Here is a 22,325-nt window from a genome sequence, read left to right on the forward strand (position 1 = left end):
GCGAAGCCGGAAGGCGTTCAGCGAAGTCGGAAGGCCTTCATCGCACGCAGGCCAAGGGTCATGATCTGTGCGTACTTCTCGTCCGTCATGCCGAAGGACGGCGCCAGCGGCATCACCCGCTGCTGGGCGACGGTCTGTGCCTCGGTGTACTTCAGGATGCCCTCGGAGCCGTGCCGGCGGCCGAGGCCCGAATCGCCCATGCCGCCCATCGGGGCCTGCGCGCTGCCGTAGCCGGCGGCGTAGGACTCGTTGACGTTGACGGTGCCGGTGCGCAGCCGGGCGGCGACGGCGCGGCCGCGCCGGCCGTCCTTGGTCCAGACGCTGGCATTCAGGCCGTACGGCGTGGCGTTGGCGAGCGCCACGGCCTCGTCCTCGTCGCTGAAGCGGTAGATCGAGACGACCGGGCCGAAGGTCTCCTCGCCGCAGACCGCCATCGGGGCCTGGACGCCGTCGAGGATCGTGGGCTCGTAGAAGAGCGGGCCGATGTCCGGGCGCGGCCGGCCGCCGGCGACCAGCTCGGCGCCCTTGGCGACGGCCTCCTCGACATGGCGGGTGACGGTCTCCAGCTGGCGCTCGCCGACCAGGGAGCCCATGTCGGCGCCGTAGGCGAGGGCGTTGCCCAGCCGCATCGCCTTGGTGCGGGCGGCGAACCGCTGGAGGAAGTCGTCGGCGACGGACTCGTGGACGTACAGCCGCTCGATGGAGATGCACAGCTGGCCGGCGGAGGAGAAGCAGCCGCGGACGGCGCCGGACGCGGCCTTTTCGATGTCGGCGTCCTGGAGCACCAACATGGCGTTCTTGCCGCCGAGTTCGAGCGAGACGCCGACCAGGCGGGCGGCGGCGCCCTGGGCGACCTCGCGGCCCGTGCGGGTCGAGCCGGTGAAGGAGACGTAGTCGGCGTGCTCGACGACGGCGGGGCCGACGACCGGGCCCTCGCCGATCACGACCTGCCAGACGTCCTCGGGAAGTCCGGCCTCGATGAGCTGCTCGCGCGCCCACAGGGCGGTCAGCGCGGTCTCCGTGTCGGGCTTCATCACGACGGCGTTGCCCGCGGCGAAGGCCGGCAGGGCGTCGCCGACGGAGAGCTCGAAGGGGTAGTTCCAGGGGGCGATCTGGCCGACGACTCCGCGCGGCTGGCGGAGTTCGGTGACCTTGGTCAGGGTCGGTATGACACCGGTGTGGCCCTTGGGGCCGAGGTAGGACGGGGCCTTGCGGCCGTAGTGGCGCGCGGCGACGGCGACCGCCTGCACCTCCTCGTGGGCGTGCAGCCGCGCCTTTCCGGTCTCCAGCTGGATCAGGTCGAGCACCTCGGCCTGGCGGCGCAGCACCAGGTCGTGGAAGCGCAGCAGGACGGCGGCGCGCTGCTTGACCGGGACCTTGGCCCAGGCGGCCTGGGCGGCGCGGGCCCGCTCGAAGGCGGTGGCGACGTCCTCGGGGGTGGACTCCGGCAGGTCCGCCAGCTTCTCCCCGGTGAAGGGGGTGTGGTTGGCGGTACGGCCGCTGCCGATCACGCCGCGGGTGAGCCGGGCGGCCACCTCGGGGGTGACCACGTCGGCCGCGGTGCGGGTGCCGGCGGCGGCGAGGGCTACGGGGTTGCCCCCGGCGGGCGGGGCGGGGGCGTCGGCGGTCGCCGTGGCCGCGGGGGCCTCGTCAGCGGTGGAGGCGGCTGTTCCGGTGTCCTGCGAGTCCGTCATGTCGGCGAGCGTATTCCTCCCCGGGCGCTTTGTGTACCCGGGAGTAATGAGTTTTCACGCGCTGCGCACAATCGCGCCAGTAATCGCTGGCCACGACGGTGCTGGGCAGCGCGGATCCGACAGCGGGCGGGCGTGGCGGCGACCGGATCAGCTGCCAGGGGTCAGCCGGAAGGTGTCGGCTGCCGTGTCGAAGTGCCGCTTGGCCTCCGCGCGCGACCCGAGCGGCGCCGACATCCACACGTCCATCATCTTGCCGCCCTCGTTCCAGCTGAGGTCGTAGGTGTAGCGGGGGCCGCCGTCCTGCGCGCTGCCGTCCCAGACGAACTCCCAGAGCGCGGCCCGCAGGCCGTTGTGCGTGGTCTCGACGACCCGCCCCCGGCGGTAGCCCGGGTAGTGGGCCGGGCCCTCGGCGTGCGCCGTACGCATCGTGCCGAGCGGACCGGCCGGCACCTGCTTCTGGAGCTGGATGCCGAGCCGGAAGCGTTTGCCCTCGGAGTAGTAGTAGACCCGCGGCTTCTCGTAGGAGCGGGTGAATCCGTCCGGTGTCGCGAGCGCGAAGCCCAGCGGGTCGCGGACGATGCCGTATCCGGCCGGGGCCGTGGCGGTGCCGCCCCGCTCGGGCGGCGAGGCGATCGTGACGCCGGGGCGCGGGCTGCCGACCGAAGGACTCGGCGTCACCTGCGTGCCCGGCTTCTGCTTCTGCTGGGAGCGGCCGGTGGCGTCCCTCGCGCCGTCCTCGCCGCCCTGGTTCATGACGAGCGCCGTGACGCCGGCCCCCGCACCGCCCAGCACGACCACCGCCAGCGCCACCAGCAGGGCGATCCGCGTGCGGCCGGTGTGCGGCCGGGCCGCGGCGGCCAGCGCGCGGTCGTCGAGCGCGTGCGGGATCGGCACTCCGTGGGCACGAGGTCCCGTACGGCCTGCCGGGCGTCCCGCGCCGTGCCCGGCAGCGGCGGGCGCGCCGGGCGTACGGGCCTCCGCGGACATCGGGTCGGGGTCGAGGGCGGCGGCCGACGGGTGGGCTTCGGCCGGGTGGTGGGTGGCTGCGTCGCCTGCCGGCCGCTCCGGCGCCCGGCCGGAGTGCAGATAGCCGCGCAGCAGCCGCTCGGTCTCGGTGACGTCCAGCCGGCGCAGCGGGTCCCGCTCCAGCAGACCGCCGACGACGGCGCCCAACGGCCGGGCGGCTTCCGGGAGTTCGATCTCGTCATGGATGACGGCGTGCAGCACACCGCCCAACGAGTCGCGGCTGAAGGGCGAAGCGCCGCTGAGCGCGGCACACAGCAGCACCCCGAGCGACCACAGATCGGCCTCGGGTCCCGTGCCGCGGCCCGCCATCCGCTCCGGCGCGGTGTATTCGGGCGAGCCGACGAATCCGCCCGCCTCGGTCAGCGTCGTGACGCCGGGGACCTGGGCGATCCCGAAGTCGGTGAGCACGACCCGGTTGGTGCCCGTCTCCATCAGGACGTTGGCGGGCTTGATGTCGCGGTGCAGCACCCCCCGCGCGTGCGCCGCCCGCAGCGCGCCCAGCAGCGCGATGCCGATCCGGGCCGCCTCGCGCGGTGCCACGGGCCCGCCGGTGAACAGCCGGTCGGCCAGCGACGGCCCTTCGACCAGCTCCATCACGATCCACGGCCGGCCGTCCTGCTCGACGACGTCATGCACGACGATCACGTTCGGGTGTTTGATCTGCGCGACGGTGCGCGCCTCGCGCATCGCGCGCTCACGCTGCACCCGCGTCTCGGGCCCGCTCGCCTCCTCGTCCAAGTGCAGCTCTTTCACTGCCACTTGGCGGTCCAGGAGGTCATCGGTGGCCCGCCAGACCGTGCCCATTCCGCCCCGGCCCAGCCGTAGGTCCAGGCGGTACCTTCCGCCGATCAACCGGCCCTCGCCCCCGAAGATGCCCATGGCCCCATCTTGCCCCACAGTCACCGAACCGGAGGGAGCGGCACCCCCCGCCCGAGCCCCTCCCCACGACACACCGCGGACGTGGAGCGGAACCTCCACCGCCCCTCGCGCCGTCCTTGACACAGTGAGGCTGCTGTACGGGAACGGCCGGTGCGGCAACCGGCGCGGGCGGAACGGGGGTCGGCCATGGTGATGCAGGACGGCGGAACGGTGGACGTCCGCCCGGGGCCCGATCCCGGCCGGGCCGCTCCGGAGCACAGCGGCGCATATCTGGCAGCCGGCCTGTGCCTGCTGCTCCACGCGGCCGCGCTGATCGGCTGGACCGTGCACGGCATCGCCCAGGGCGACGGCACCGTCATGGACTTCTTCGAGGGCCTGTTCAATCCCGCCGCCGGACCCGGCGCCCAACTGCTCGGACCGTACGAATGGGCCTTCGCCCTGGCCTTCCTGGTCATCGCGCGGCTGACGCTGGCCCAGCGGCGGGTGGCGCGCACCGCGGCGCTGCTGTGCGGATTCGTGCTGCTCGCCCTCTCGGCCCGCGAAGGCGTCGGCCTCTTCGATGCCGCCTACCGCGACCAGTACAGCAACGACCCGCTGGGCGGCTGGATGCTCGCCACCCGCGGGCTGGGACTGCTCACCGCGCTGGTCGTCCTCGTCGTCCTGCTCCCGGCCAAGGAGCGCCGCGGCGCGGACGGGCCCGGCGGCCCGGACGAGCTGGACGCCTGGTGGCGCCGCCCGTCGCGCATCTGCGGGGTGCTGTTCCTCGCCCTGGGCGCCGCGCAGCTCGCCTGGACGGTGCGCACGATGACGTCCCCCATGGTGCGCGCGGACAGCTTCCTGCACGCCGTGGTCGACGGTTCGGTGCCCGGCACCCTCCACCTGGAGACCACCCCCGAATTCGCCGCCGTGGGAACGGTGGCCGCCCTGCTGACCCTCGGCGCACTCGCGCTGCGCGGCCGCCGCGATGTCCGGGGCGCCCTCCTGGTGTTCGCCTCCGTGCAGCTGTACCTCACGGTCCGCACGGTGGTCCTGCTGGCCGTGACCGGCTCCTTCAACCGGTCCTTCGATACGCACACCGGCATGCTGGCGACGGCGACGTCCGGGTACGCCCTGGCGGCCATGACCTCGGTGGTGGTGCTGTCCACCGGGCGGGGCGCGGGGGTGTACGCGGGGTCGCGGGCCTGGGCGCTCCACACACCGGAGTAGCGTGGCCGCTACGTCCTTCTCGCGGGGGTGGCCATGGATGTGTTCCACGAGGAGCCAGGCATCGGCGAGCGCATCGCCCGGCTGCGCAGACGGCGCAAACTGACGCAGGAAGGCCTCGCCGAGCGGGCGGGCCTGTGCACCGACACCGTTCGCAAGCTCGAACAAGGCGTACGGCGGACGGCCCGGCCGGCCACACTCAACGCCTTGGCCAGAGCCCTGGACGTGGAGCCGTCCGCACTCGTCGGTCAGCCCGCCACGTTCGAGGTCCGCAGCGAGGGCGACCAGCCCTCCGTCCTGGCATTGCGCCAGGCGGTCTCGCCCGTCGCCGACCTGCTGGGTGACGAGTCCGACCCGGAGGATCCGCCGGGTATCGCGGCGCTGCGGGCCTCGCTGCGTGCGACGGAAAGCATCCGCCGCGACGGCCGGATGGCGGAAATCGGCGTGCTGCTACCGCAGTTGATCCAGGACGCCAAGGCCACGGCCCGCACGACCACCGGGAGCGAGGCCGCCGCGGCCCACTCCGTCCTCGCCGAGGCCTATCAGGTGGCCGCGACCACGCTGACGGCGCTCGGCAAGGAGGACGCCGCCTTCACCGCCCTCGAACGCTCGATGGCGGCGGCGGCCAAGGGGGATGACCCCCACCTGGAGACCGTTGGCCACTCCAGCCTCGCCTGGGTTCTCACGAAACAGGGCCGCCTCGCGGACGCCGAACACGTGGCGATGACCGCCGCCGAGCGCACGGAGCCGGGCTTCCGCTCCCCGCCCGTCGAGCTGGCGCTGTGGGGCATCCTGCTGCTCCGCGCAGCCACGGCCGCGGTCCGCCTGGAGCGGCGGGACACGGTGCGGGAGCTGCTCTCCATGGCCGGCGCGGCCGCGGCGCGGATCGGCACGGACCGCCTCGACTACGCAACGCCGTTCGGCCCCACCAACGTGGGTGTGGCGCAGGTCAACTTCCAGGTGGAGATGGCGGAGAGCGCGCAGGCGCTGCGGACGGCCCGCTCCGTCCCCGAGCTGCACGCGCTGCCGCCGACCTGGCGTGCCCGGTTCCACGTGGACCGTGCGCTCGCCCTCGCCGACCTGAACAAGGACGACGGCGCGCTGCAGGCGCTGCTCACGGCGGAGCGCGCCGCCCCGGAGTGGATGCGCTACCACTCCACGAGCCGCCGCCTGGTGGCCGATCTCCGTGGCCGCGAGCGCCGGCGGACGTCCCCCCTCCTCGACCTCGCCGACCGGCTCCGCCTCGACGGGTAGGACAGGGCGTCACAGCTCGGGGTGGAAAGTGGCACAGGGCGTCACTGTTCGTCGAGGGGCGCGCTACCTGGCGTTGCCAGTCCGTCGATCACGGCGGACCCCCGCGACCGTGCGACCGGTCCGGGGGCATGGCCCACCTGACGAAAGCAGGTCGACATGCCGCACCGTACCGCCCGCCCCAGCGCCCGTCTGCTCCCCTGGGCCGGGCCTGACGACCAGCGCTGCTATCTGCTGACCGACAGCGACGGCGGCCCCGTGTCCCGGCACGCCGACCAGGTCGAGGCCATCCAGCTGGGTATGGGCTTAGGTCTGCTGGAGCACGCTCGGGCCCTGATCGCCGACCCGGCGGTGGACGCCGCGCAGCTGCGGTTCCTGTCCGCGCAGCTCAGCGCGGCTCTGCGGGACACCGTGCGGATCGCCGAGAGCCGTGGCGGGCGGCTGGAGGAGAGCGCACAAGACGGCTCTTGACGGGCGACCCGTGACTTTCGTGCGTGCGCGGGAGATCCCCCTCCGAACCTCCCCCGCACGCACGCCAAAAAGGCGGCCGCCGCGTGTGGGGGTCGCGGCGGCCGCCGATGTGAACTGCAACGCGTATGGGGCCGATGGCCTCTTCAGTGGTGCAGCATGAGGAGAACTCTGCCGTTGGGTGCCTGCTCACGGCATCCTCCAGAGGTCGCGGGATCACCCCCGCCGGCCGGCGGGGGTGCGGGGCCGCCTCGGGGCGGGACCGTGAGAGGCGGGCGGGGCCGGGCGGCCCCGCGGCCCAGGACAGGTGCGACGGAAAGGGGCGGCCGGTGATCCGTGTCGCTGTGGTGGATGACGAGCAGCTCGTCAGGTCCGGACTGCGGATGATTCTGGGGACCGCCCCGGACATCGACATGGTGGCGGACTGCACCGGCGTGGAGGCCGTGGACACCGTGCTGCGCAGCGCGGCCGAGGTCGTGCTGCTCGACATCCGGATGCCGGACGTGGACGGGCTGACCGTGCTGCGCGGGCTGCGGGCCGCCCCGCACCCGCCGGCCGTGGCGATGCTGACCACGTTCGACGCCCAGGAGTACCTGACGGCCGCGCTGCGCGAGGGCGCGGCGGGCTTCCTGCTCAAGGATTCCGACCCGGAGCAGCTGCTGCGGGCCGTACGGACGCTGGCGGCGGGCGGCAGCGTGCTGGACCCGGGCGTGACCCGGGCGGTGATCGGCGGCTATCTGACCTCCGAGGACCAGGCCGCGGCGGCGCGGGCCGTCAGCGGGCTGACCCCCCGCGAGTCGGAGGTGCTGGCGCTGCTCGGCGAGGGCCTGGGCAACGCCCAGATCGCCGACCGGATGGGGCTCGCCCCCAGCACGGTCAAAGATCACGTACGCGCCCTGCTGGGCAAATTGGGCGGCATCAACCGCATCCAGGCGGCGATCGTCGCCGACCGTGCGGGCCTCGTCTCGGGCAGCGGCCGGGGGACGGCGTGACGGGGGCCGCCGGCTCCGCGCCGGGCGGCATACGCGGGCGGCTGCGGGCGTTCGCGCACGGGCCGGCGGGGCGGTGGCTGTACAAGATCGCGCCCGTGGTGGTCCCGGTGCTGCTCGCGGTCGCCGACGCGCTGCTCGTCAACGGCCTCGAACCCGCCCTGGAGCTGGGCGTGTCGATGGTCGCCGCGGCCGCACTGCTGCTGCGCCGGCGCTTCCCGCTCCTCGTTTTCCTCTTCACGCTGCCCGGTCTCTACATCGGCTACATCTGGTTCGCGCCGATGATCGCGCTGTACACCCTCGCCGCGCTGCGCCCGGGGCGCACCCGGCTCGGGATCTGTGCGGCGCTGCTGATCGCCGCGCATTTCTTCCCCTATCCGCTGTCCGACCTCGAACTCACCGCGTACCGCGAGAACACGCTGGTGCTGATCGACGCCTGTGTGACCTCCGCCGCGCCGATAGCGCTGGGGCTGCTGGTCCGCACCCGCCGGGAACTCGCCGTCCGCGTCGAGGACCTGACCCGCAGCCTGCGCCGCGAGGACCGGCTGCTCGCGGACCGCGTGAAGACCACCGAGCGCGCCCGGCTGGCCCGCGAGATGCACGACGTGGTGGCCCACCAGGTCAGCCTGATCAGCCTGCAGGCGGGGGCGGTGCAGGTCAGCACCGAGGACGAGGCGGCCCGCACGGGCGCCCGGACGATCCGCGAACTGTCCGTACGGACACTGGAGGAGCTGCGGCACATGGTCGGTGTGCTGCGGGCGCCGGACGGCGACGCGCAGGAGGCGCGCGGCCTGGCGCCGCAGCCCGATCTGGACGAGCTGCCGCGGCTGATCGAGATGAGCGCGCTGGATGTGACGTACGAGGGCGGTGTGGTGGCCGGCGCGGGCGGTACGGGCGGCACGAAAACGGTGGAGCGGGCGGCCTTCCGCACGGTCCAGGAGGCGCTCACCAACGTCCGCAAGCACGCACCGGGGGCGCGGGTCCGGGTGCGCGTCGACCCGGTGGAGACGCGGACACCGTCCGGCGGGCCGAACGGGCCGGTGGACGGTGCGGGAGCGGCCGACGGGGTGTGCGCCGGCGAGGGGCTGCGGGTGGAGATCCGTAACGGGCCGCCGGACGCGGCGGCGACGGTGCCCGCGCTGCCCGGGGGCGGTCATGGTCTGGTGGGGCTGCGCGAACGCGCGCAGAGCCTCGGCGGGACGCTGGAGGCGCGTCCCACGTCCGACGGCGGCTTCGTCGTACGGGCGGAATTCCCGTACGGAGCGGGGTGAATCGGGCCGCGGGCGGGCGTGCGATGCCGTGGGCGGGGCCCGCGGGTCGGGCTTCGGGCTCAGCGCCTCAGGGCCTCAAGCCCTCAGGGGCTCCGGCGTCACGCCGAGAGCGGGGCGGCGGCCTCGTCGACGGCCGTGTGGACGTCCGGGTAGACCTCGAAGAGCCTGCGTACACCCAGTGCCGCGAGGACGCGGTTGACGTGCGAACCGTCGACGGCGCCCTGGGCGGGCAGGATCAGCCGCAGCCGCCCCTGACAGGAGCGCATCAGCCGGCGCGCGGCGATGAGGACGCCGACACCGCTGGAATCGCAGAACCGGACCTCGGAGAGATCGAGTACGAGACTTCGCCGGCCGTCCGCCACGGCGTCGTGCACGTGCTGGCGCACCGCAGGCGACGTGACCAGGTCCATTTCACCGGAAACCTGAAGTACGGCCCATAGGCCCTTTTCGTCCTCTGCCACCTTCAACGACACGCGCTCGAAGCCTTTCGCTCGCTTTCGGACCGGATGGATCCCGGTGGTATCCGGAGCTCATCCTTCCCCGGCTCGACTGCCCGGCCTCTTTCCCCTGAAACTCTTCCGAATCCTTGACGCAACAGGCCGCTCCCGCCCAAGGCTATGCCCAGCAGGACGTCACTTTTCCCCTTCGCCCGGTCACACACAGATAACACATCCACCTATACGGGCAGGAACGATCGGCATCGATCCACTCCGATCGGGCAGTACCACCGCAAAGTGACAACGTCCTTACCATCCGAAGCCGTTCGGGGGCTCGACTTGCCGCAAAGGAGCGTGCGTTGTCAGACCCGGGCATTACATTCGAGGGCACGGCGGAGGTGTGATCGTGCGCACACGCGCGGGCGCGCCCGTCAGGCAACCCCGTCAGGCAGCCCCGTCAGGAAGCGAGGGGCCGGACAGCAGGAAGGGTGGCCAAGTCTCGGCAGAGGTGTGAGTTCGGCAGCGACGGACAGGGATGGGGGTCCGATGGGAAACGACGCACCACCACGGTGGGACAGGCGGATGCAGCAGCGGCTCGCCCGCGGCGAGGCTGCCGCGCTCGGCGAGCTCTACGACCGCTTCGCCTCCCTCGTGCACAACCTCGCGCACCGCGTCCTGGACGATGAGGACTCCGCCGACCGCATCACCCGCGAGGTGTTCGGCTTCATCTGGGAAAACCCGGATTCCTACGACCCCAAGCAGGGCTCGCTGCGCTCCTGGGTCGCCGGGCTCACCCGCCATCAGGCCGTCCAGCGGCTGCGCCAGACCGAGGCCGCCTCCGCGCGTGACTGCGGCCCGGACGCCCCTGCGCCCGCCGAGATGGAGCAGAAGATCCGCGAGGCCTCCACCGCCGCCCGCGCCGACTACATCGTCACCTCCATGCCCGCGCCGCTGCGGGCCGCCCTGGAGCTGGCCTACTTCCAGCGGCGCGACTACCGCCAGACCGCCGCCGACCTCGGCGTCACCGAGGACGAGGCCAGACGCCGGCTCCGCCTGGGGCTGCAACTGCTCTCCACCGCGCACAACCACCCGGCGCTGCCGCCGCCCCTCCCCCGCCCCTCGCCGGGCGCGGGCCAGGGACGGCCGCTGTGAACGGCCCGGACGAGTGGGACGGCCCCCAGCCGGCCGGCGGGCCCGGCGAGCGACCGCGGATACCTTCCCCGCGTACCGCCGCCGAGGACCAAGGTCCGCTGCCCGACGCCCCGCCTCCACCCGCCCCTGATGCCACCTCCGGGGCCAGGCCCGCCTCTGATGCCATGAGCGATTCCCCCCGCACCCCGACCAGCGGCCCCGAGCCGGACGCCGGCAGCGAACCGGACGCCGGCCGCGAACCCGACCGCGCCGATTCCGGGGCCGACGAACCCGGGGCCGACGACGAACCCGGGGCCGACGACGAGCCCGGTTCCGCCCCCGCGCCCGTCCCGCCGCCCCGGCCCGTCCAGGCCGCCTCCGCCGCCCCGCCCCACAAGGTCCTCAAGTCGCTGCTCGGGGCCTGGGCGCTGGCCGCCTGTTCCGCCGAGGAGACCGCCGCCGTCGAAGCGCACCTCACGGACTGCGCCTCCTGCGCGGACGAGGCGCTGCGGCTGCGCGACGCCGTCGGCCTGCTGCACCCCGCCGACAGCCTCGACCTCGACCCGCTGCTGCGCTCCCGCGTCCTGGAGGGCTGCCTGGTCCGCCGGCCGGCCCGCATCCCGGTCCCTGAATGGGTCACGCCGTATGACGCGGAGACCGCGCGGCTCGACGCGCTGCTGCGCGACATGGGCGAGGCGGAGTGGCGTGCCCCGGTGCGACTGCGGTGGTTCGAGGACGACCGACCGGTCGCGCGCGAGACCACCGTCGCCGGGGTCATCGGGCATCTGATGGCGGTGGACGGGCTGGCCGCGACGGCCCTCGGCCTCGCCGACCCGCTGGGCGCCACCGCCCCGCCGCGCTCGCCCGCCCCCACCGCGCGTACGGAGGCGTACTGGCAGGCGATGGGCGAGGAGCCGAGCCCGTCGGCCACCCACGGCCCGTGGCGCGACCAGAGTCACACCCTGATCAGAACCGTGTCGTTCGCCGGCAGCGGGGCGGCCGAACTCGCCGTGCCCTACGGCGGCTTCCGGCTCCCGCTGCGCGACGCGTTCCTGGACCGCGCCTTCGAGTGCTGGGTGCATGCCGGGGACATCGCGGACGCGGTGGACTATCCGTACGACCCGCCGAGCGCGGGCCATCTGCACGGTCTGGTGGATCTCGCCGCCCGGCTGCTGCCCAAGGCGCTGGCGCACCGCAGACGCGCCGGGGCCGCGGCGCCCGCGCAGCGGCTGGTCGAGGTCGGCGCCCCCGGCCGTACCCTCCATCTGGAGGTCGAGGGCAACGGTGGCGGCCACTGGTACATAGCGCTGGATTCCCCGGCCGCCGTCGCCTCGCCGGAGCGTACGGTCGCCCACATCGCCCTGGACAGCGCCGAGTTCTGCCAGCTGGCGGCCGGACATGTCCCGCCCGAGGAGGCCGCCGCGGGCCAGCACGGCGAGCGGGCGGCGATCCGCGACGTCCTCTTCGCGACGGCGTCGCTGTCCCGCCTCTGACCGGCGCGGCCGGGCACCGAGGACCCGGGCCCGGCCGGCGCCGTGGGACCCGGGCCCCGGCCGGTCGTCCGCGTCAGGCGAAGACGACCGTGCGCGTGCCGTTCAGCAGCACCCGGCGTTCGCTGTGCCACTTCACGGCGCGGGCCAGCGCCTGGCACTCCACATCGCGGCCGATGGCGACCAGCTGGTCGGGCGTGACGTCGTGGCCGACGCGCTCGACCTCCTGCTCGATGATCGGGCCCTCGTCGAGGTCCGCCGTCACGTAATGGGCGGTGGCGCCGATCAGCTTCACCCCGCGCGCGTGCGCCTGGTGGTACGGCTTGGCGCCCTTGAAGCTCGGGAGGAAGGAGTGGTGGATGTTGATGATCCGGCCGGACAGCGCCTTGCACAGATCGTCGGAGAGCACCTGCATATAGCGGGCGAGGACCACCAGCTCGACGTTCTCGGCGCGCACCAGCTCCAGCACCTCCGCCTCGGCCGCCGCCTTGTTCTCACGGCCGACCGGGATGTGGTGGAAGGGGATGTCGTACGAGCCGACGAGCTCGGCGAAGTCGGTGTGGTTGGAGACCACGGCCGCGATCTCGACCGGCAGCGCGCCGATCCGGGAGCGGAAGAGCAGGTCGTTGAGGCAGTGCCCGAACTTGGACACCATCAGGATGACGCGCATCTTCTCGTCGGCCCGGTGGATCTGCCAGTCCATCTGGAAGGAGTCGCCCACCGCGGCGAAGCTCGCCCGCAGCTTCTCCACGCTCACCGGGGAGTCCGCGCTGAAGTGGACGCGCATGAAGAACAGCCCGGTGTCGTGGTCGCCGAACTGCTGGCTGTCCTCGATGTTGCAGCCGGTGATGAAGAGATAGCTGGACACGGCGTGCACGATCCCCTGCTTGTCCGGGCAGGACAGCGTGAGGACGTACTGATCGGGCCGGTCGTTTCGACCGGGCCGGCCGTTTCGACCGGGCTTGGGGGGCTGCGACTCGCTCATGACCTCATAGGGTCGCACACCCTCCGCAGCGCTCAGGCCGGGGCATCCAGTCCGCTGGTCATGAGGGCCAGCACCTCCAGCGAGCGCGGCGGGACATCGGGGTCCTCACCGTCCGCCGAGGCCAGCTGCACATGCGCCGCTCGCGCGGACCGTACGGCCTCCGGCCAGGCCTCGTGCTGCATGTAGGCGGCCACCGGGGCGTCCGCACCGACCTGGTGCATGATCCGCAGCACCCGCAGCACGGCGGCATCGACCAGGCCCGCCTCCTGCGCGTCGCGGAAGATCGTGCCGACGTATTTGTCGGCGGACCAGTTGTCGAGCCAGGTGTCCTCGACGAGGCGGTAGACGGCGTCGGTGACGTCGCCGTAGCCGGGCCGGCCGGCCAGCCAGGTCTCCTGCTGGAAGGCGGGGTCGGAGAGCATGTGCAGCGCGGAGCGCACATTGCTGCGCCAGCGCCACCACGGCATGTCGTTGAGTGGCATGCCGCCCATGGTGGTGGAGCGGCGGCCGCGACGGGAAGAGTTCTCCGAACCTTGCACAGTATTCGATCGTACGTTCCGCGCTGATGATCTCCAGCGGCCCCCCGGAGTTCACCCCGACGTCACCATCCGTTGTGCGGACGTCACTCAACCGTTCCCGGCGGGACGGAAGGCTTCGTGAACATGACCGGACGGCGACGCCCCTCCCCCCGCCCCTTCTCTCACGCACCCGCGGTCGCGATCGCTTCGGCGGTGGTGTGCACGGCGGTCATCGCGTCGCTGCTCTCCGGCTGCGGCTCCCTCCCCGGCAGTTCGGGGGACTCCGGGGAGAAGGAGCCGGTCACCGTGATGACCTGGGCCCCCCAGGACACCAAGGCGACCAATATGCCGGGAATGCCCGCCATGGCACAGGCCTACGCCCGCTGGGTCAACTCCCGGGGCGGTATCGACGGCCATCATCTGAGGGTCCTCACCTGCAACGAACGCAACGACTCGGTGACCGCCCAGCAGTGCGCCCAGCGCGCGGTGGACAGCGGGGCCGTCGCGGTCGTCGGCTCGTACAGCCAGTTCGGCCGCTCCTTCATGTCGCCGCTGGAGATCAAGGGCATCCCCTTCATCGGCGGCTACGGCGCCTCCGACGAGGAGTTCGCCAGCCCGCTCTCCTACCCCGTCAACGGCGGCCAGGCCTCTCTGCTCGCCGGAAACGGGCGCCAGCTGGCACGGGACTGCAAGCGCGTCGCGCTGGTCCGGCCGGACACCCTCCAGGGCGACCAGATGCCGGCCCTGCTCAACTCCGGCCTGCAGAGCGGCCATCGGCACCCCGCCGACGACATCCGCGCGCCCGAGGACGGCACCGACTACACCCCCGAGGTGACCCGCGCCCTGGACGGTGTCGGCGCGGACCCGGCCGTCTACGGGACGGCCGACGCCGGCGGGGCGGCGGACGGCTCCTGCGTGGCGGCCTCGCTCGGCGACCACACCGACGCGTTCTTCGACTCCTTCCGACGGCTCCAGGAGGACAGCCCCAAGGTGCGCATCGCCTCCGTCCTCGGCAGCGTCGGGCAGTCGCTCGTCAACCGCACGGGCGGCACCTCCGGGCCGCTGGAAGGCGCCTTCCTCACCGGCTGGTATCCGGTCGCGAGCGACGCCCGCTGGGAGCCGATGCGCAAGGTCATCCACGATCACGCCTTCGGCGACAACCGCATCGACCCCGCCGACCAGGGGGTCCAGACGACCTGGATCGCCTACACCGTGCTGCGGGCCCTGATCGAGCAGCTCGACGACGAGGGCACCGCGGACATCACCTCGCACGCTCTGCAGAGGACCCTGGACCGCGGGGACCGCGCCATCGACACCGGCGGCCTGACCCCGAAGCTGCGCTGGCGCGACGACGACATGCTCGCCGTCCAGGACTTCCCGCGCATCGTGAACGCCATGGTGACCTACCAGGCCGTACGGGACGGGCAGTTGGTCGCCGCCAAGGAGGGATTCGTGAACGTCACGAAGACGCTGGAGCAGCGCCACACGGACACCTGAGCGGTGCCGGGCGGGCCGGGGCGGCCGGACCACCTCGGCCCCTCGCCCCGCCCGCCCCCGCGGTCGCCTCAGAGCTGCTCGGGGCTGTGCGGCGTCAGACCGTACTTCTGGGCGAGCGGGTTCCAGATCTTCGCCGCCTGCCGCTTGGCCTTCGTCGCCTCGCCGCTGGCCACCGTGCCCTGCCCGGTGTGCCCCGTGGTGCGGGCCTTGCCCTTGTGGCAGCCCTTCTTGCCCGCCACCTGGCCGGCCCATGCCGCGTAGTGGTTGTCCGCCGCGGCCGAGGACCGCCACGCCTTGGTGAGCGCCGCGGTCAGCTGCGCGTGGTTCGGGATCTTGTCGACCGGGAGGCCCTGGAGCCGCTTCACCAGATTGTTGCGCTGTGCGGCCGCGCCCCGCAGGTCCTTCGCGGCGGCCGGGAGGTTGTCGCAACTGCCGATGTTCTTGACCGCGTTGACCACGGAGTCACGGCTGTTGTTGCTGTCGCCCAGCAGCGCGTCGAGACCCTTGGCCTGCGATGCGGCGGGGTCGGCGGACGGCTGCGCCTTGGGCGACTCCTTCGGCGTCTTGTCCGAGCCGGCCGCGGGCGTCTGCTGCTTCTTGGCGGCCTCGTCGTCGCCGCCACCGCTCAGCGCCCAGCCGACACCGAGCCCGGCACCCGCCAGTACGACGACGATGATGCCGATGATCGCCGCGGGGGCCAGCCGGCGGCGGCGCGGCTCGTCGTAACCGTCGTCGTAGGAGGTGTTGTTGTAGTTGCCGTTGTTGCCGCTGTGGTAGCCGTTGTCGTAGCCCTGAGGGGGCAACTGGCCGCCCTGGCCCGGCCCCTGGTGGCCGTACGGCGGCCGGCCCGGGTCCTCGAAGCGCGGCAGCTGCGCGGTGGAATCCGGCGCGGCGCCCGCTCCCGGCGCGCCGGGCTCGGCGCGGAAGAGGCCGTCGAACTCGGCAGGGGTCGGGCGGTCGCCGGGCTCACCGGGACGTATCCCGAACGGCGCACCGGGCGGCGGGGTCGGCGCACCGGCACCGACCGGGGGAATCATCTGGGTGGCCTCGGAGCCGTCCGTGGCCCCGGGGCCCGCACCGGGCATCGGCTGCGACTGCGGCATCGGCTGTGCGGCGCCCTTGGTCAGGCCGCCCTGCGGCGGCTTGACCCGGCGCAGCATCTGGGTGGACTCACCGGGCGTCTCGGGCCGCGCGGCAGCCTCGGGCGGCAGCGGTGCGACGCCGGGGGCGCCCGCGGGGGCGCCCTGTGACGCGAAGGGCGGTATCAGCGCGGTCGCTTCGGCGTCGCTCGTGGCGGGCGGCAGCGGCGCGGCGGCCTGCGGCGTCGCGGGGACGAGCGCCCCAGACGTCGGCCGGGGCTGCTGCTGGTGCTGTTGCTGTTGGGGTTGCTGCTGCTGTGGGGGCTGCTCGCCGTACGTCTGCTGCGGCTGCTGCGGCCGGCCGTACGCCTGCTGCTGAGGCTGTTGTTGCGGCTGCTGCTGCGGCGGCTGCTGCTGCTGCCCGAAATTCTGCTGCTGCTCGTAGGGCTGCTGCCCGTACCCCTGCTGCTGTCCGTAGCCCTGCTGCTGCGCGCCGGTTGCGTACGGGGCGCCTTCGGACGGCGGCTGCGCGCCGGGGGCCGGCTGCGACGGCATGGCCGGGGGCATGGGCGGCAACGGGGGGTGCGCCTGGGGCGGCGCCGGGAAGGCGTCGCCCTGCGGAGAGTGCGGCTGCTGGGAGTGCTGCTGCGGCATCGAGGCGGGGGCGCCCTGGTGGGGCAGACCGTAGTCCTGGCCGTATCCCTGCGACGGCGCGCCGGCCGGCCCGCCGTAGGACTGCGCCGGCGGCTGCCCCTGGGCGGGTGCCTGGCCGTAGGGCTGCGAAGGCTGCTGCGCCGGCTGGGACTGCTGCTGGCCCGGCCCCCAGGGCTGCCCCCAGGGCTGGCCCGCCGGCGGCGCGGCCTGCTGCTCGGGAACCCACGGCTCACCGTTTGCGGGCAGCACTATGCCCTCTCGGGCGGGACCGGCCGCAGAATCCTGCGGGTCGTGACCCTGTCCGCTCTGCGTCACCGGGACTCCTACCATCGTGCAGACCTACGAATCGTCGGCTCACGCTACCGGGTCGCAGCAACGTTCGACCACGTCCCCTGGTCACCACCCCCGCCCGCCCCCTGAGCGCACCGGGCGGGCCGGATCCCCGGCCCGCCCGGACGGCGGAGGGCGCCCCGGACCGGGCCCCTCCGCTTGCCTCCGCCGCTACAGCTGCCCCCTACGCCGCCACGGCCCGCAGTTCCAGTCGCGCGCCGAATTCCCGTACGACCGGTTCGTCCCGATACGGCTCCAGGCGCAGCTGGAAGTCCTCCAGATACTCGGCGCCGCGGTCCGAGCGCAGCCCGCTCAGCAGCTCCACCGCCTGCGTGCCCGTATGGCAGGCCTGCTCGATCTCGCGCTGCTGCACCTGGGCGCCGGCCAGCAGCACCAGCCCGATGGCGCGCCGCCGCGCACGCCCGTCCGGGAGCCCGTCCAGCGCCTCCTGCGCACACTGGGCGGCCGGACCGGACTGCCCCAAGTCGCGGTGGCAGTGCGCGAGTTCGTCGGCCAGATAGGCCGGGCCGAAGTGGCTGATCCAGACCGGGTCGTCGCCCGCGTCGGACGCCGCTTCGGCGCCTTCCATCGCGGACAGCGCCCGGCCCGCCACCGTCTGGAAGGCCCGGTCGTCGCCCATCAGGGCATGGCCGCGGGCCTCCGCCGCGAAGAACATCGCCTCCGCGCGCGGGGTGACATGGCCCCGCGCCCCCTCCTGCGCGGCCCGCGCGAGCTGGGCGATCTCGCGCGGATTACCGAGCGAGGCGGCGAGGTGGCTCATGCTCGCCGCCAGCACATAGCCGCCGTAGGCGCGATCGTCGGCCGCCTGGGCCAGCCGCAGCGCCTGGATGTAGTAGCGCTGGGCCAGACCGGGCTGACCGGTGTCGACGGCCATGTAGCCGCCCAGCTCCGTCAACCGCGCGACCGCCGCGAAGAGTTCCCGCCCGACCGACTCACGGTACGAGCCCGCGAGCAGCCCGGAGACGACGCTGTTGAGGTAGTGCACGACGACCGGGCGGACGTGCCCGGCGCCGAAACGGTGGTCGAGGTCGCTGAGCGCCGACGTCATGGCGCGGACGGCCTCGACGTCCGCCATCCCCACCCGGGCCCCGGCGTTCCGGGCGACCTGGGAGTCCGCGCCGGTGATCAGCCAGTCCCGGCTGGGCTCCACCAGTGCGGACGCGGCGACCGTGGACCCGCTGAGGAAGTCGCGCCGCCCGACATCGCTGCGCCACAGCTCACAGACCTGCTCGATGGCCCCGAGGACCGTCGGGGAGAACTGCAGCCCCACGCCGGACGCGAGGTTCTTGCCGTCGGCCATCCCGATCTCGTCGATGGTGACCGTGCGCCCCAGCTTCCGGCCGAGCGCCTCCGCGATGACGGCCGGGGCACGGCCACGCGGCTGCTGTCCACGCAGCCAACGGGCCACGGAGGTCTTGTCGTACCGCAGATCGAGACCGTGTTCCGCACCGCACATGTTGACGCGGCGGGCGAGCCCCGCGTTGGAGCAGGCGGCTTCCTGGATCAGCGCCTGCAGCCGTTCGTTGGGCTGCCGCGCGACGAGTGGCCTTGCGGCCATGCTGTACCCCCTGATGACTGCTGCGCGTTCACCGTCGAACGCCGTTCCTCGTGATCAATTCCCCACACATATCCGGGATATCCGGGACTTCCGGCATATGCGCACTACGAGTGATGCGAGCGAGAGGTGCCTGCCCGTATCCGGGCCCGCTTTCGGGCCTCAGGTCTTGACCTGCGAGAAGCAGTTGGCGCGCGGTGCCCGTGCACAGATCGCGGCGCCGCGGTGCCCGGGATCCCCGTGCGCACTGCGGCCTGCCGCCGGGCGGCCTCTCCGCCCCTCACGCAGGTGGTTACCCCGCTCCGGGACCACGGCCCCTACGCGCCCCCGCCGGTGCACCCATGCGCCCCACATGCAAGAACGATGCGCCGGGGCGCGCCGCATGTCGGCCGTAACCCTTGGTGAGAAGGGAAGTTGACCTCTGCGTGGAAGAGACCATCGGAGTCACAGGAGCCGCGCAGATCCCCCAGCAGCGCGGCGAGCAGCTGCTCGACATCGCGGTGCGTTACGCGGAGGAACGCCATTGGGACGTGTTCCCCGGCGCGTGGCTGGAGCACAACGGCCAGACCCTGCGCTGCTCGTGCGACGCCGCCGACTGCGCCGCGCCGGGCGCGCACCCCACCGGCCCCGGCTGGGCGGGCCAGGCCAGCGGCAGCGGCAGCGCCGTCCGCCGGATGTGGACCAAGCACCCGAAGGCGGCGATCCTGCTGCCGACGGGCCGGACGTTCGAGGCGCTCGACGTGTCCGAGACCGCGGGCTGTCTGGCGCTGGCCCGTATGGAGCGGATGGAGGTGCCGCTCGGCCCCGTCACCCGCACCCCCGGCCGCCGGATGCTCTTCCTCGTCCTGCCCGGCGCCTCGGTGAAGGTCCCGGAGCTGGTACGGAACCTGGGCTGGCCGCCGGCCGCCCTGGACCTGGTCTGCCGCGGCGAGGGCGAGTACATCGCCGCGCCGCCGACCCGCGTCGGCACCCACGGTTCGGTGCAGTGGGCGCGCCGCCCCACCGCCACCAACCGCTGGCTGCCGGACGCGGAGGAGCTGATCAGCCCGCTGGCGTACGCCTGCGCACGGGACGCGGCGGCGGCCCGCGGGCAGTGACCCCGGGGCCGGGGGCCGCCCGTTCCCCGGCCACCACCGGCCGCCACCGGCCGACCGGCCCCTCCCCCGGGCACCCGGCGCCCGCTGCGTCCACAGCCCGACCGTCGTGCGTGATCCGCCCGTATCGTGGCCACGGACGGGGGCACAGCCGCTCCTGCGGGGACGTCGAAGGGCAGACCGGTGGGCAACGAACCGGAACACATCGAAGAGCGGGCCGAGTCGGTGCCGCCACTCACCGGGACGGACGCCTCCCGGGGCGGGCCGGGAGCCGGCGGCGGCAGCGCGGCCGGTCCGCCCGCCGTACGCATCCGGGGCCTGTGGAAGAAGTTCGGCGAGCAGGTCGCCGTCAGCGGCATCGATCTGACGTTGCCCGCCGGCCGCTTCATCGGCCTGGTCGGCCCCAACGGCGCGGGCAAGACCACCACCCTGTCCATGGTGACGGGCCTGCTGCGGCCGGACTCCGGGCAGGTCGAGATCGGCGGGCACGACGTCTGGCAGGACCCGGTGGCCGTGAAGTCCCGGATCGGGGTGCTGCCCGAGGGACTGCGCCTCTTCGAGCGGCTCTCGGGCCGCGAACTCCTCGGCTACATCGGGCGGCTGCGCGGCCTGCCCGGTGACGAGGTCGACAAGCGGGCCGGTCAGCTGCTGGACGTCCTCGACCTGTCCGGCGCGCAGAACAAACTGGTCGTGGACTACTCCACCGGTATGCGCAAGAAGATAGGTCTGGCCGCGGCGCTGCTGCACAACCCCGAGATCCTCTTCCTCGACGAGCCCTTCGAGGGCGTCGACCCGGTGTCCGCGCAGACCATCCGCGGCGTCCTGGAGCGCTACACCGCCTCCGGCGCGACCGTCATCTTCTCCAGCCATGTGATGGAACTGGTCGAGTCGCTGTGCGACTGGGTCGCGGTGATCGCGGCCGGCCGGATCCGGGCCGACGGTCCGCTCGCCGAGGTGCGCGGCGCGGCCCCCTCGCTCCAGGACGCGTTCCTCGAACTCGTCGGCGCGAACGCGCGGGGTGCCGGACAGAATCTGGACTGGCTGGGCGGCGGCAGCCGATGAGCACCGAAACCGTCACCGTGGCGCGGCGTCCGGCCACCGCGCCCTCCGTGACCTCCGTCTTCGTGGGCCTGAAGCTGACCCTGCTGCGCAACGGCCTGCGCCAGTCGACGGGACGCACGCTGGCCTACGTCGCCTCGGTCCTCGTCGGGCTGCTGTTCGCGGCCGGGGTCGTGCTCGGGCTGGTCGCGCTGCGCGGCAACTCCCATGTCGGCGCGCTGGTCGTGCTGCTCATCGGGATCCTCACCCTGGGCTGGGCGGTGATGCCGCTGTTCTTCCCGACGGGTGACGAGACCCTCGATCCGACCCGGCTGGTCATGCTGCCGCTGCGGCCGCGCCCGCTGATCGGCGCGCTGCTGGTGGCGTCGCTCATCGGCATCGGCCCGGTCTTCACCCTCGCGCTGGTGGTCGGCTCGGTCATCGCGGTGGCCGACGGGCCGGTCGCCGCGGTCACCGGGGTCATCGCCACCGTCCTGGTGGTGTTGGTCTGCGTGACCCTGGCGCGCGCGGTCGCGACGGCCTCGGTGCGGCTGCTGACCAGCCGCCGTGGCCGCGATCTCGCCGTGCTGAGCGGCCTGTTCATCGCGATCGGCGCCCAGGGCGTGAACATCGCCGCCCAGCGGCTGGGCCGCCCGGACGGCCTGTCCGTATTGGAGCCGCTGGGCAACGTCCTGCGCTGGGTGCCGCCGGCCTCGGCGATGAGCGCGGTGGAGGACGCCGGAAACGGCTCGTACGGGCGGGCGGTGGCGGGGCTGGCCCTGACGGCGCTGGCCCTGGCGCTGCTGCTGTGGTGGTGGCAGCGCACCCTGACCACCCTGATGGCGTCCCCCGACTCCTCCACCCTCCAGGCCGTGGAGAAGGACAGCACCCGCCGGGCCGGTTCCGGGGAGCGCGGGGTGGCGCGGCTACTGCCCGGCGGCCGTACGGGCACGGTCATGCTGCGGACGCTGCGCTACGCCTGGCGTGACCCGAAGTCGAAGATGTCCTGGGCGACGTCGCTGGCGGTCGGCCTGCTGGTGCCGTTCGTCTCGTCCGTGCAGGGCAACGGCTCCCTCTACACCGCGTTCTCCGCGTCCGCGCTGCTCGGTATGCAGATGTACAACCAGTTCGGGCAGGACACCTCGGCGTTCTGGATGGTCGCCTCGACGATCTCCACACCGCGGGACGCCTATCAGGAGCTGCGGGCCCGTGCGCTGACCCTGGCGATGGTCGCGGTCCCGTACGTCACGCTGGTCGTCGTCGGCACCGCCGCCCTCATCGGCCCGTGGTCCTCCTTCCTGGAGGTGTACGGGCTGTCGCTGGCCCTGCTGGGCGCGCTGCTGGCCACCGGCGCGCTCTCCTCGGCGCTCTTCCCGTACTCGATCCCGTCGGAGGGCAACAAGAACGTCGCGCCGGGCCAGGGGGCCATCGCGTGGTTCAGCCTGTTCGGCGGGCTCCTCGTGGGCGCGGTGCTCAGCGCGCCGCTGCTGGGCCTGACCATCTGGCTGCATGTGGCGGGGCTGCACGGCCTGTTGTGGATCCTGCTGCCGGTCGGCGTCGTCTACGGGGCCGGCATCGCGGAGTTGGGGCTGCGGGTGGCCGCGCCCCGAGTGGTGCGGCGGCTGCCGGAGATCCTGACGGCGGTCAGCAAGGGGTGAGACGGGCGGGGAGCCCGACCGGCTCCCCTTGACATCAAGTTCGCTTGAGGTCCGAGG

18 protein-coding genes are annotated in these 22,325 nt (G+C 73.3%); 11 read left to right on the plus strand and 7 right to left on the minus strand.

The window, feature by feature from the left end:
• Window positions 1-17: 17 nt before the first annotated feature.
• Both ACIRQ7_RS04565 and ACIRQ7_RS04570 read right to left on the minus strand, forming a co-directional pair.
• Window positions 18-1,694: a succinic semialdehyde dehydrogenase gene (locus tag ACIRQ7_RS04565; protein ID WP_404259783.1), complete on the minus strand. Its 1,677-nt coding sequence runs from the start codon at window positions 1,692-1,694 to the stop codon at window positions 18-20.
• A 147-nt stretch (window positions 1,695-1,841) separates the two neighbouring features.
• A complete protein-coding gene (locus tag ACIRQ7_RS04570) occupies window positions 1,842-3,599 on the minus strand; it encodes a serine/threonine-protein kinase (protein ID WP_404259785.1) in 1,758 nt (585 codons plus the stop codon).
• A 186-nt stretch (window positions 3,600-3,785) separates the two neighbouring features.
• Between ACIRQ7_RS04570 and ACIRQ7_RS04575 the strand changes: the two genes are divergently transcribed.
• The 5 genes from ACIRQ7_RS04575 (at window position 3,786) to ACIRQ7_RS04595 (ending at window position 8,781) form a co-directional block, all read left to right on the plus strand.
• Complete coding sequence (locus tag ACIRQ7_RS04575) at window positions 3,786-4,805, plus strand: hypothetical protein (RefSeq protein ID WP_404259786.1); 1,020 nt, start codon at window positions 3,786-3,788, stop codon at window positions 4,803-4,805.
• Between the two features lie 33 nt (window positions 4,806-4,838).
• On the plus strand, window positions 4,839-6,056 hold the full coding sequence (locus ACIRQ7_RS04580) for a helix-turn-helix domain-containing protein (protein WP_404259787.1): 1,218 nt from the start codon (window positions 4,839-4,841) through the stop codon (window positions 6,054-6,056).
• A 156-nt stretch (window positions 6,057-6,212) separates the two neighbouring features.
• The gene (locus ACIRQ7_RS04585; protein ID WP_404259789.1) at window positions 6,213-6,524 is read left to right on the plus strand and encodes a hypothetical protein; all 312 of its coding nucleotides are present in this window, start codon (window positions 6,213-6,215) and stop codon (window positions 6,522-6,524) included.
• A 326-nt stretch (window positions 6,525-6,850) separates the two neighbouring features.
• A complete protein-coding gene (locus tag ACIRQ7_RS04590; RefSeq protein ID WP_401461797.1) occupies window positions 6,851-7,513 on the plus strand; it encodes a response regulator in 663 nt (220 codons plus the stop codon).
• Window positions 7,510-8,781 (plus strand): sensor histidine kinase, encoded by a 1,272-nt coding sequence (locus tag ACIRQ7_RS04595; RefSeq protein ID WP_404259791.1) that lies wholly within the window; start codon window positions 7,510-7,512, stop codon window positions 8,779-8,781. Before ACIRQ7_RS04590 ends, ACIRQ7_RS04595 begins: the two co-directional genes overlap by 4 nt.
• Before the next feature lie 98 nt (window positions 8,782-8,879).
• Here the strand turns inward: ACIRQ7_RS04595 and ACIRQ7_RS04600 are convergent, their stop codons facing one another.
• On the minus strand, window positions 8,880-9,254 hold the full coding sequence (locus tag ACIRQ7_RS04600; protein WP_404259793.1) for an STAS domain-containing protein: 375 nt from the start codon (window positions 9,252-9,254) through the stop codon (window positions 8,880-8,882).
• 510 nt (window positions 9,255-9,764) lie between these two features.
• Here ACIRQ7_RS04600 and ACIRQ7_RS04605 point away from each other — a divergent pair.
• Window positions 9,765-10,370, plus strand: coding sequence for a sigma-70 family RNA polymerase sigma factor (locus tag ACIRQ7_RS04605; RefSeq protein ID WP_404259795.1), 606 nt, complete (start codon window positions 9,765-9,767; stop codon window positions 10,368-10,370).
• Window positions 10,367-11,842: a zf-HC2 domain-containing protein gene (locus ACIRQ7_RS04610; RefSeq protein ID WP_404259796.1), complete on the plus strand. Its 1,476-nt coding sequence runs from the start codon at window positions 10,367-10,369 to the stop codon at window positions 11,840-11,842. Before ACIRQ7_RS04605 ends, ACIRQ7_RS04610 begins: the two co-directional genes overlap by 4 nt.
• Before the next feature lie 73 nt (window positions 11,843-11,915).
• Here the strand turns inward: ACIRQ7_RS04610 and purU are convergent, their stop codons facing one another.
• On the minus strand, window positions 11,916-12,824 hold the full coding sequence (gene purU, locus ACIRQ7_RS04615; protein WP_401461783.1) for a formyltetrahydrofolate deformylase: 909 nt from the start codon (window positions 12,822-12,824) through the stop codon (window positions 11,916-11,918).
• 32 nt (window positions 12,825-12,856) lie between these two features.
• The gene (locus ACIRQ7_RS04620) at window positions 12,857-13,315 is read right to left on the minus strand and encodes a hypothetical protein (protein WP_404260115.1); all 459 of its coding nucleotides are present in this window, start codon (window positions 13,313-13,315) and stop codon (window positions 12,857-12,859) included.
• Between the two features lie 171 nt (window positions 13,316-13,486).
• Here ACIRQ7_RS04620 and ACIRQ7_RS04625 point away from each other — a divergent pair, with 171 nt between their 5' ends.
• The gene (locus tag ACIRQ7_RS04625) at window positions 13,487-14,839 is read left to right on the plus strand and encodes an ABC transporter substrate-binding protein (RefSeq protein WP_404259798.1); all 1,353 of its coding nucleotides are present in this window, start codon (window positions 13,487-13,489) and stop codon (window positions 14,837-14,839) included.
• 68 nt (window positions 14,840-14,907) lie between these two features.
• Here ACIRQ7_RS04625 and ACIRQ7_RS04630 read toward each other — a convergent pair whose 3' ends face one another.
• Both ACIRQ7_RS04630 and ACIRQ7_RS04635 read right to left on the minus strand, forming a co-directional pair.
• A complete protein-coding gene (locus ACIRQ7_RS04630) occupies window positions 14,908-16,887 on the minus strand; it encodes a hypothetical protein (protein WP_404259800.1) in 1,980 nt (659 codons plus the stop codon).
• Window positions 16,888-17,086: 199 nt separating this feature from the next.
• On the minus strand, window positions 17,087-18,481 hold the full coding sequence (locus ACIRQ7_RS04635; RefSeq protein ID WP_401461777.1) for a transcriptional regulator: 1,395 nt from the start codon (window positions 18,479-18,481) through the stop codon (window positions 17,087-17,089).
• A gap of 422 nt (window positions 18,482-18,903) precedes the next feature.
• Here ACIRQ7_RS04635 and ACIRQ7_RS04640 point away from each other — a divergent pair, with 422 nt between their 5' ends.
• The 3 genes from ACIRQ7_RS04640 to ACIRQ7_RS04650 all read left to right on the plus strand — a co-directional run bounded on the left by ACIRQ7_RS04640 (window position 18,904) and on the right by ACIRQ7_RS04650 (window position 22,268).
• Window positions 18,904-19,575: a bifunctional DNA primase/polymerase gene (locus ACIRQ7_RS04640; RefSeq protein WP_403667625.1), complete on the plus strand. Its 672-nt coding sequence runs from the start codon at window positions 18,904-18,906 to the stop codon at window positions 19,573-19,575.
• A 180-nt stretch (window positions 19,576-19,755) separates the two neighbouring features.
• Window positions 19,756-20,634: an ABC transporter ATP-binding protein gene (locus tag ACIRQ7_RS04645; RefSeq protein ID WP_404259802.1), complete on the plus strand. Its 879-nt coding sequence runs from the start codon at window positions 19,756-19,758 to the stop codon at window positions 20,632-20,634.
• Window positions 20,631-22,268 (plus strand): transporter, encoded by a 1,638-nt coding sequence (locus ACIRQ7_RS04650; protein WP_404259804.1) that lies wholly within the window; start codon window positions 20,631-20,633, stop codon window positions 22,266-22,268. The genes ACIRQ7_RS04645 and ACIRQ7_RS04650 overlap by 4 nt, the downstream gene beginning before the upstream one ends.
• Window positions 22,269-22,325: the final 57 nt, after the last annotated feature.

The sequence above is a fragment of the Streptomyces sp. NPDC101393 genome, from assembly GCF_044767385.1.
Taxonomy (GTDB): domain Bacteria; phylum Actinomycetota; class Actinomycetes; order Streptomycetales; family Streptomycetaceae; genus Streptomyces.

Excerpts from the sequence above, each read along its gene's own strand:
- ACIRQ7_RS04580 (WP_404259787.1), top strand. The coding sequence starts at position 4,839 with ATGGATGTGTTCCACGAGGAGCCAGGCATCGGCGAGCGCATCGCCCGG.
- ACIRQ7_RS04570 (WP_404259785.1), bottom strand. The coding sequence starts at position 3,599 with ATGGGCATCTTCGGGGGCGAGGGCCGGTTGATCGGCGGAAGGTACCGC.
- ACIRQ7_RS04635 (WP_401461777.1), bottom strand. The coding sequence starts at position 18,481 with ATGGCCGCAAGGCCACTCGTCGCGCGGCAGCCCAACGAACGGCTGCAG.
- ACIRQ7_RS04625 (WP_404259798.1), top strand. The coding sequence starts at position 13,487 with ATGACCGGACGGCGACGCCCCTCCCCCCGCCCCTTCTCTCACGCACCC.
- ACIRQ7_RS04565 (WP_404259783.1), bottom strand. The coding sequence starts at position 1,694 with ATGACGGACTCGCAGGACACCGGAACAGCCGCCTCCACCGCTGACGAG.
- ACIRQ7_RS04605 (WP_404259795.1), top strand. The coding sequence starts at position 9,765 with ATGGGAAACGACGCACCACCACGGTGGGACAGGCGGATGCAGCAGCGG.
- ACIRQ7_RS04575 (WP_404259786.1), top strand. The coding sequence starts at position 3,786 with ATGGTGATGCAGGACGGCGGAACGGTGGACGTCCGCCCGGGGCCCGAT.
- ACIRQ7_RS04585 (WP_404259789.1), top strand. The coding sequence starts at position 6,213 with ATGCCGCACCGTACCGCCCGCCCCAGCGCCCGTCTGCTCCCCTGGGCC.
- purU (WP_401461783.1), bottom strand. The coding sequence starts at position 12,824 with ATGAGCGAGTCGCAGCCCCCCAAGCCCGGTCGAAACGGCCGGCCCGGT.
- ACIRQ7_RS04620 (WP_404260115.1), bottom strand. The coding sequence starts at position 13,315 with ATGGGCGGCATGCCACTCAACGACATGCCGTGGTGGCGCTGGCGCAGC.
- ACIRQ7_RS04650 (WP_404259804.1), top strand. The coding sequence starts at position 20,631 with ATGAGCACCGAAACCGTCACCGTGGCGCGGCGTCCGGCCACCGCGCCC.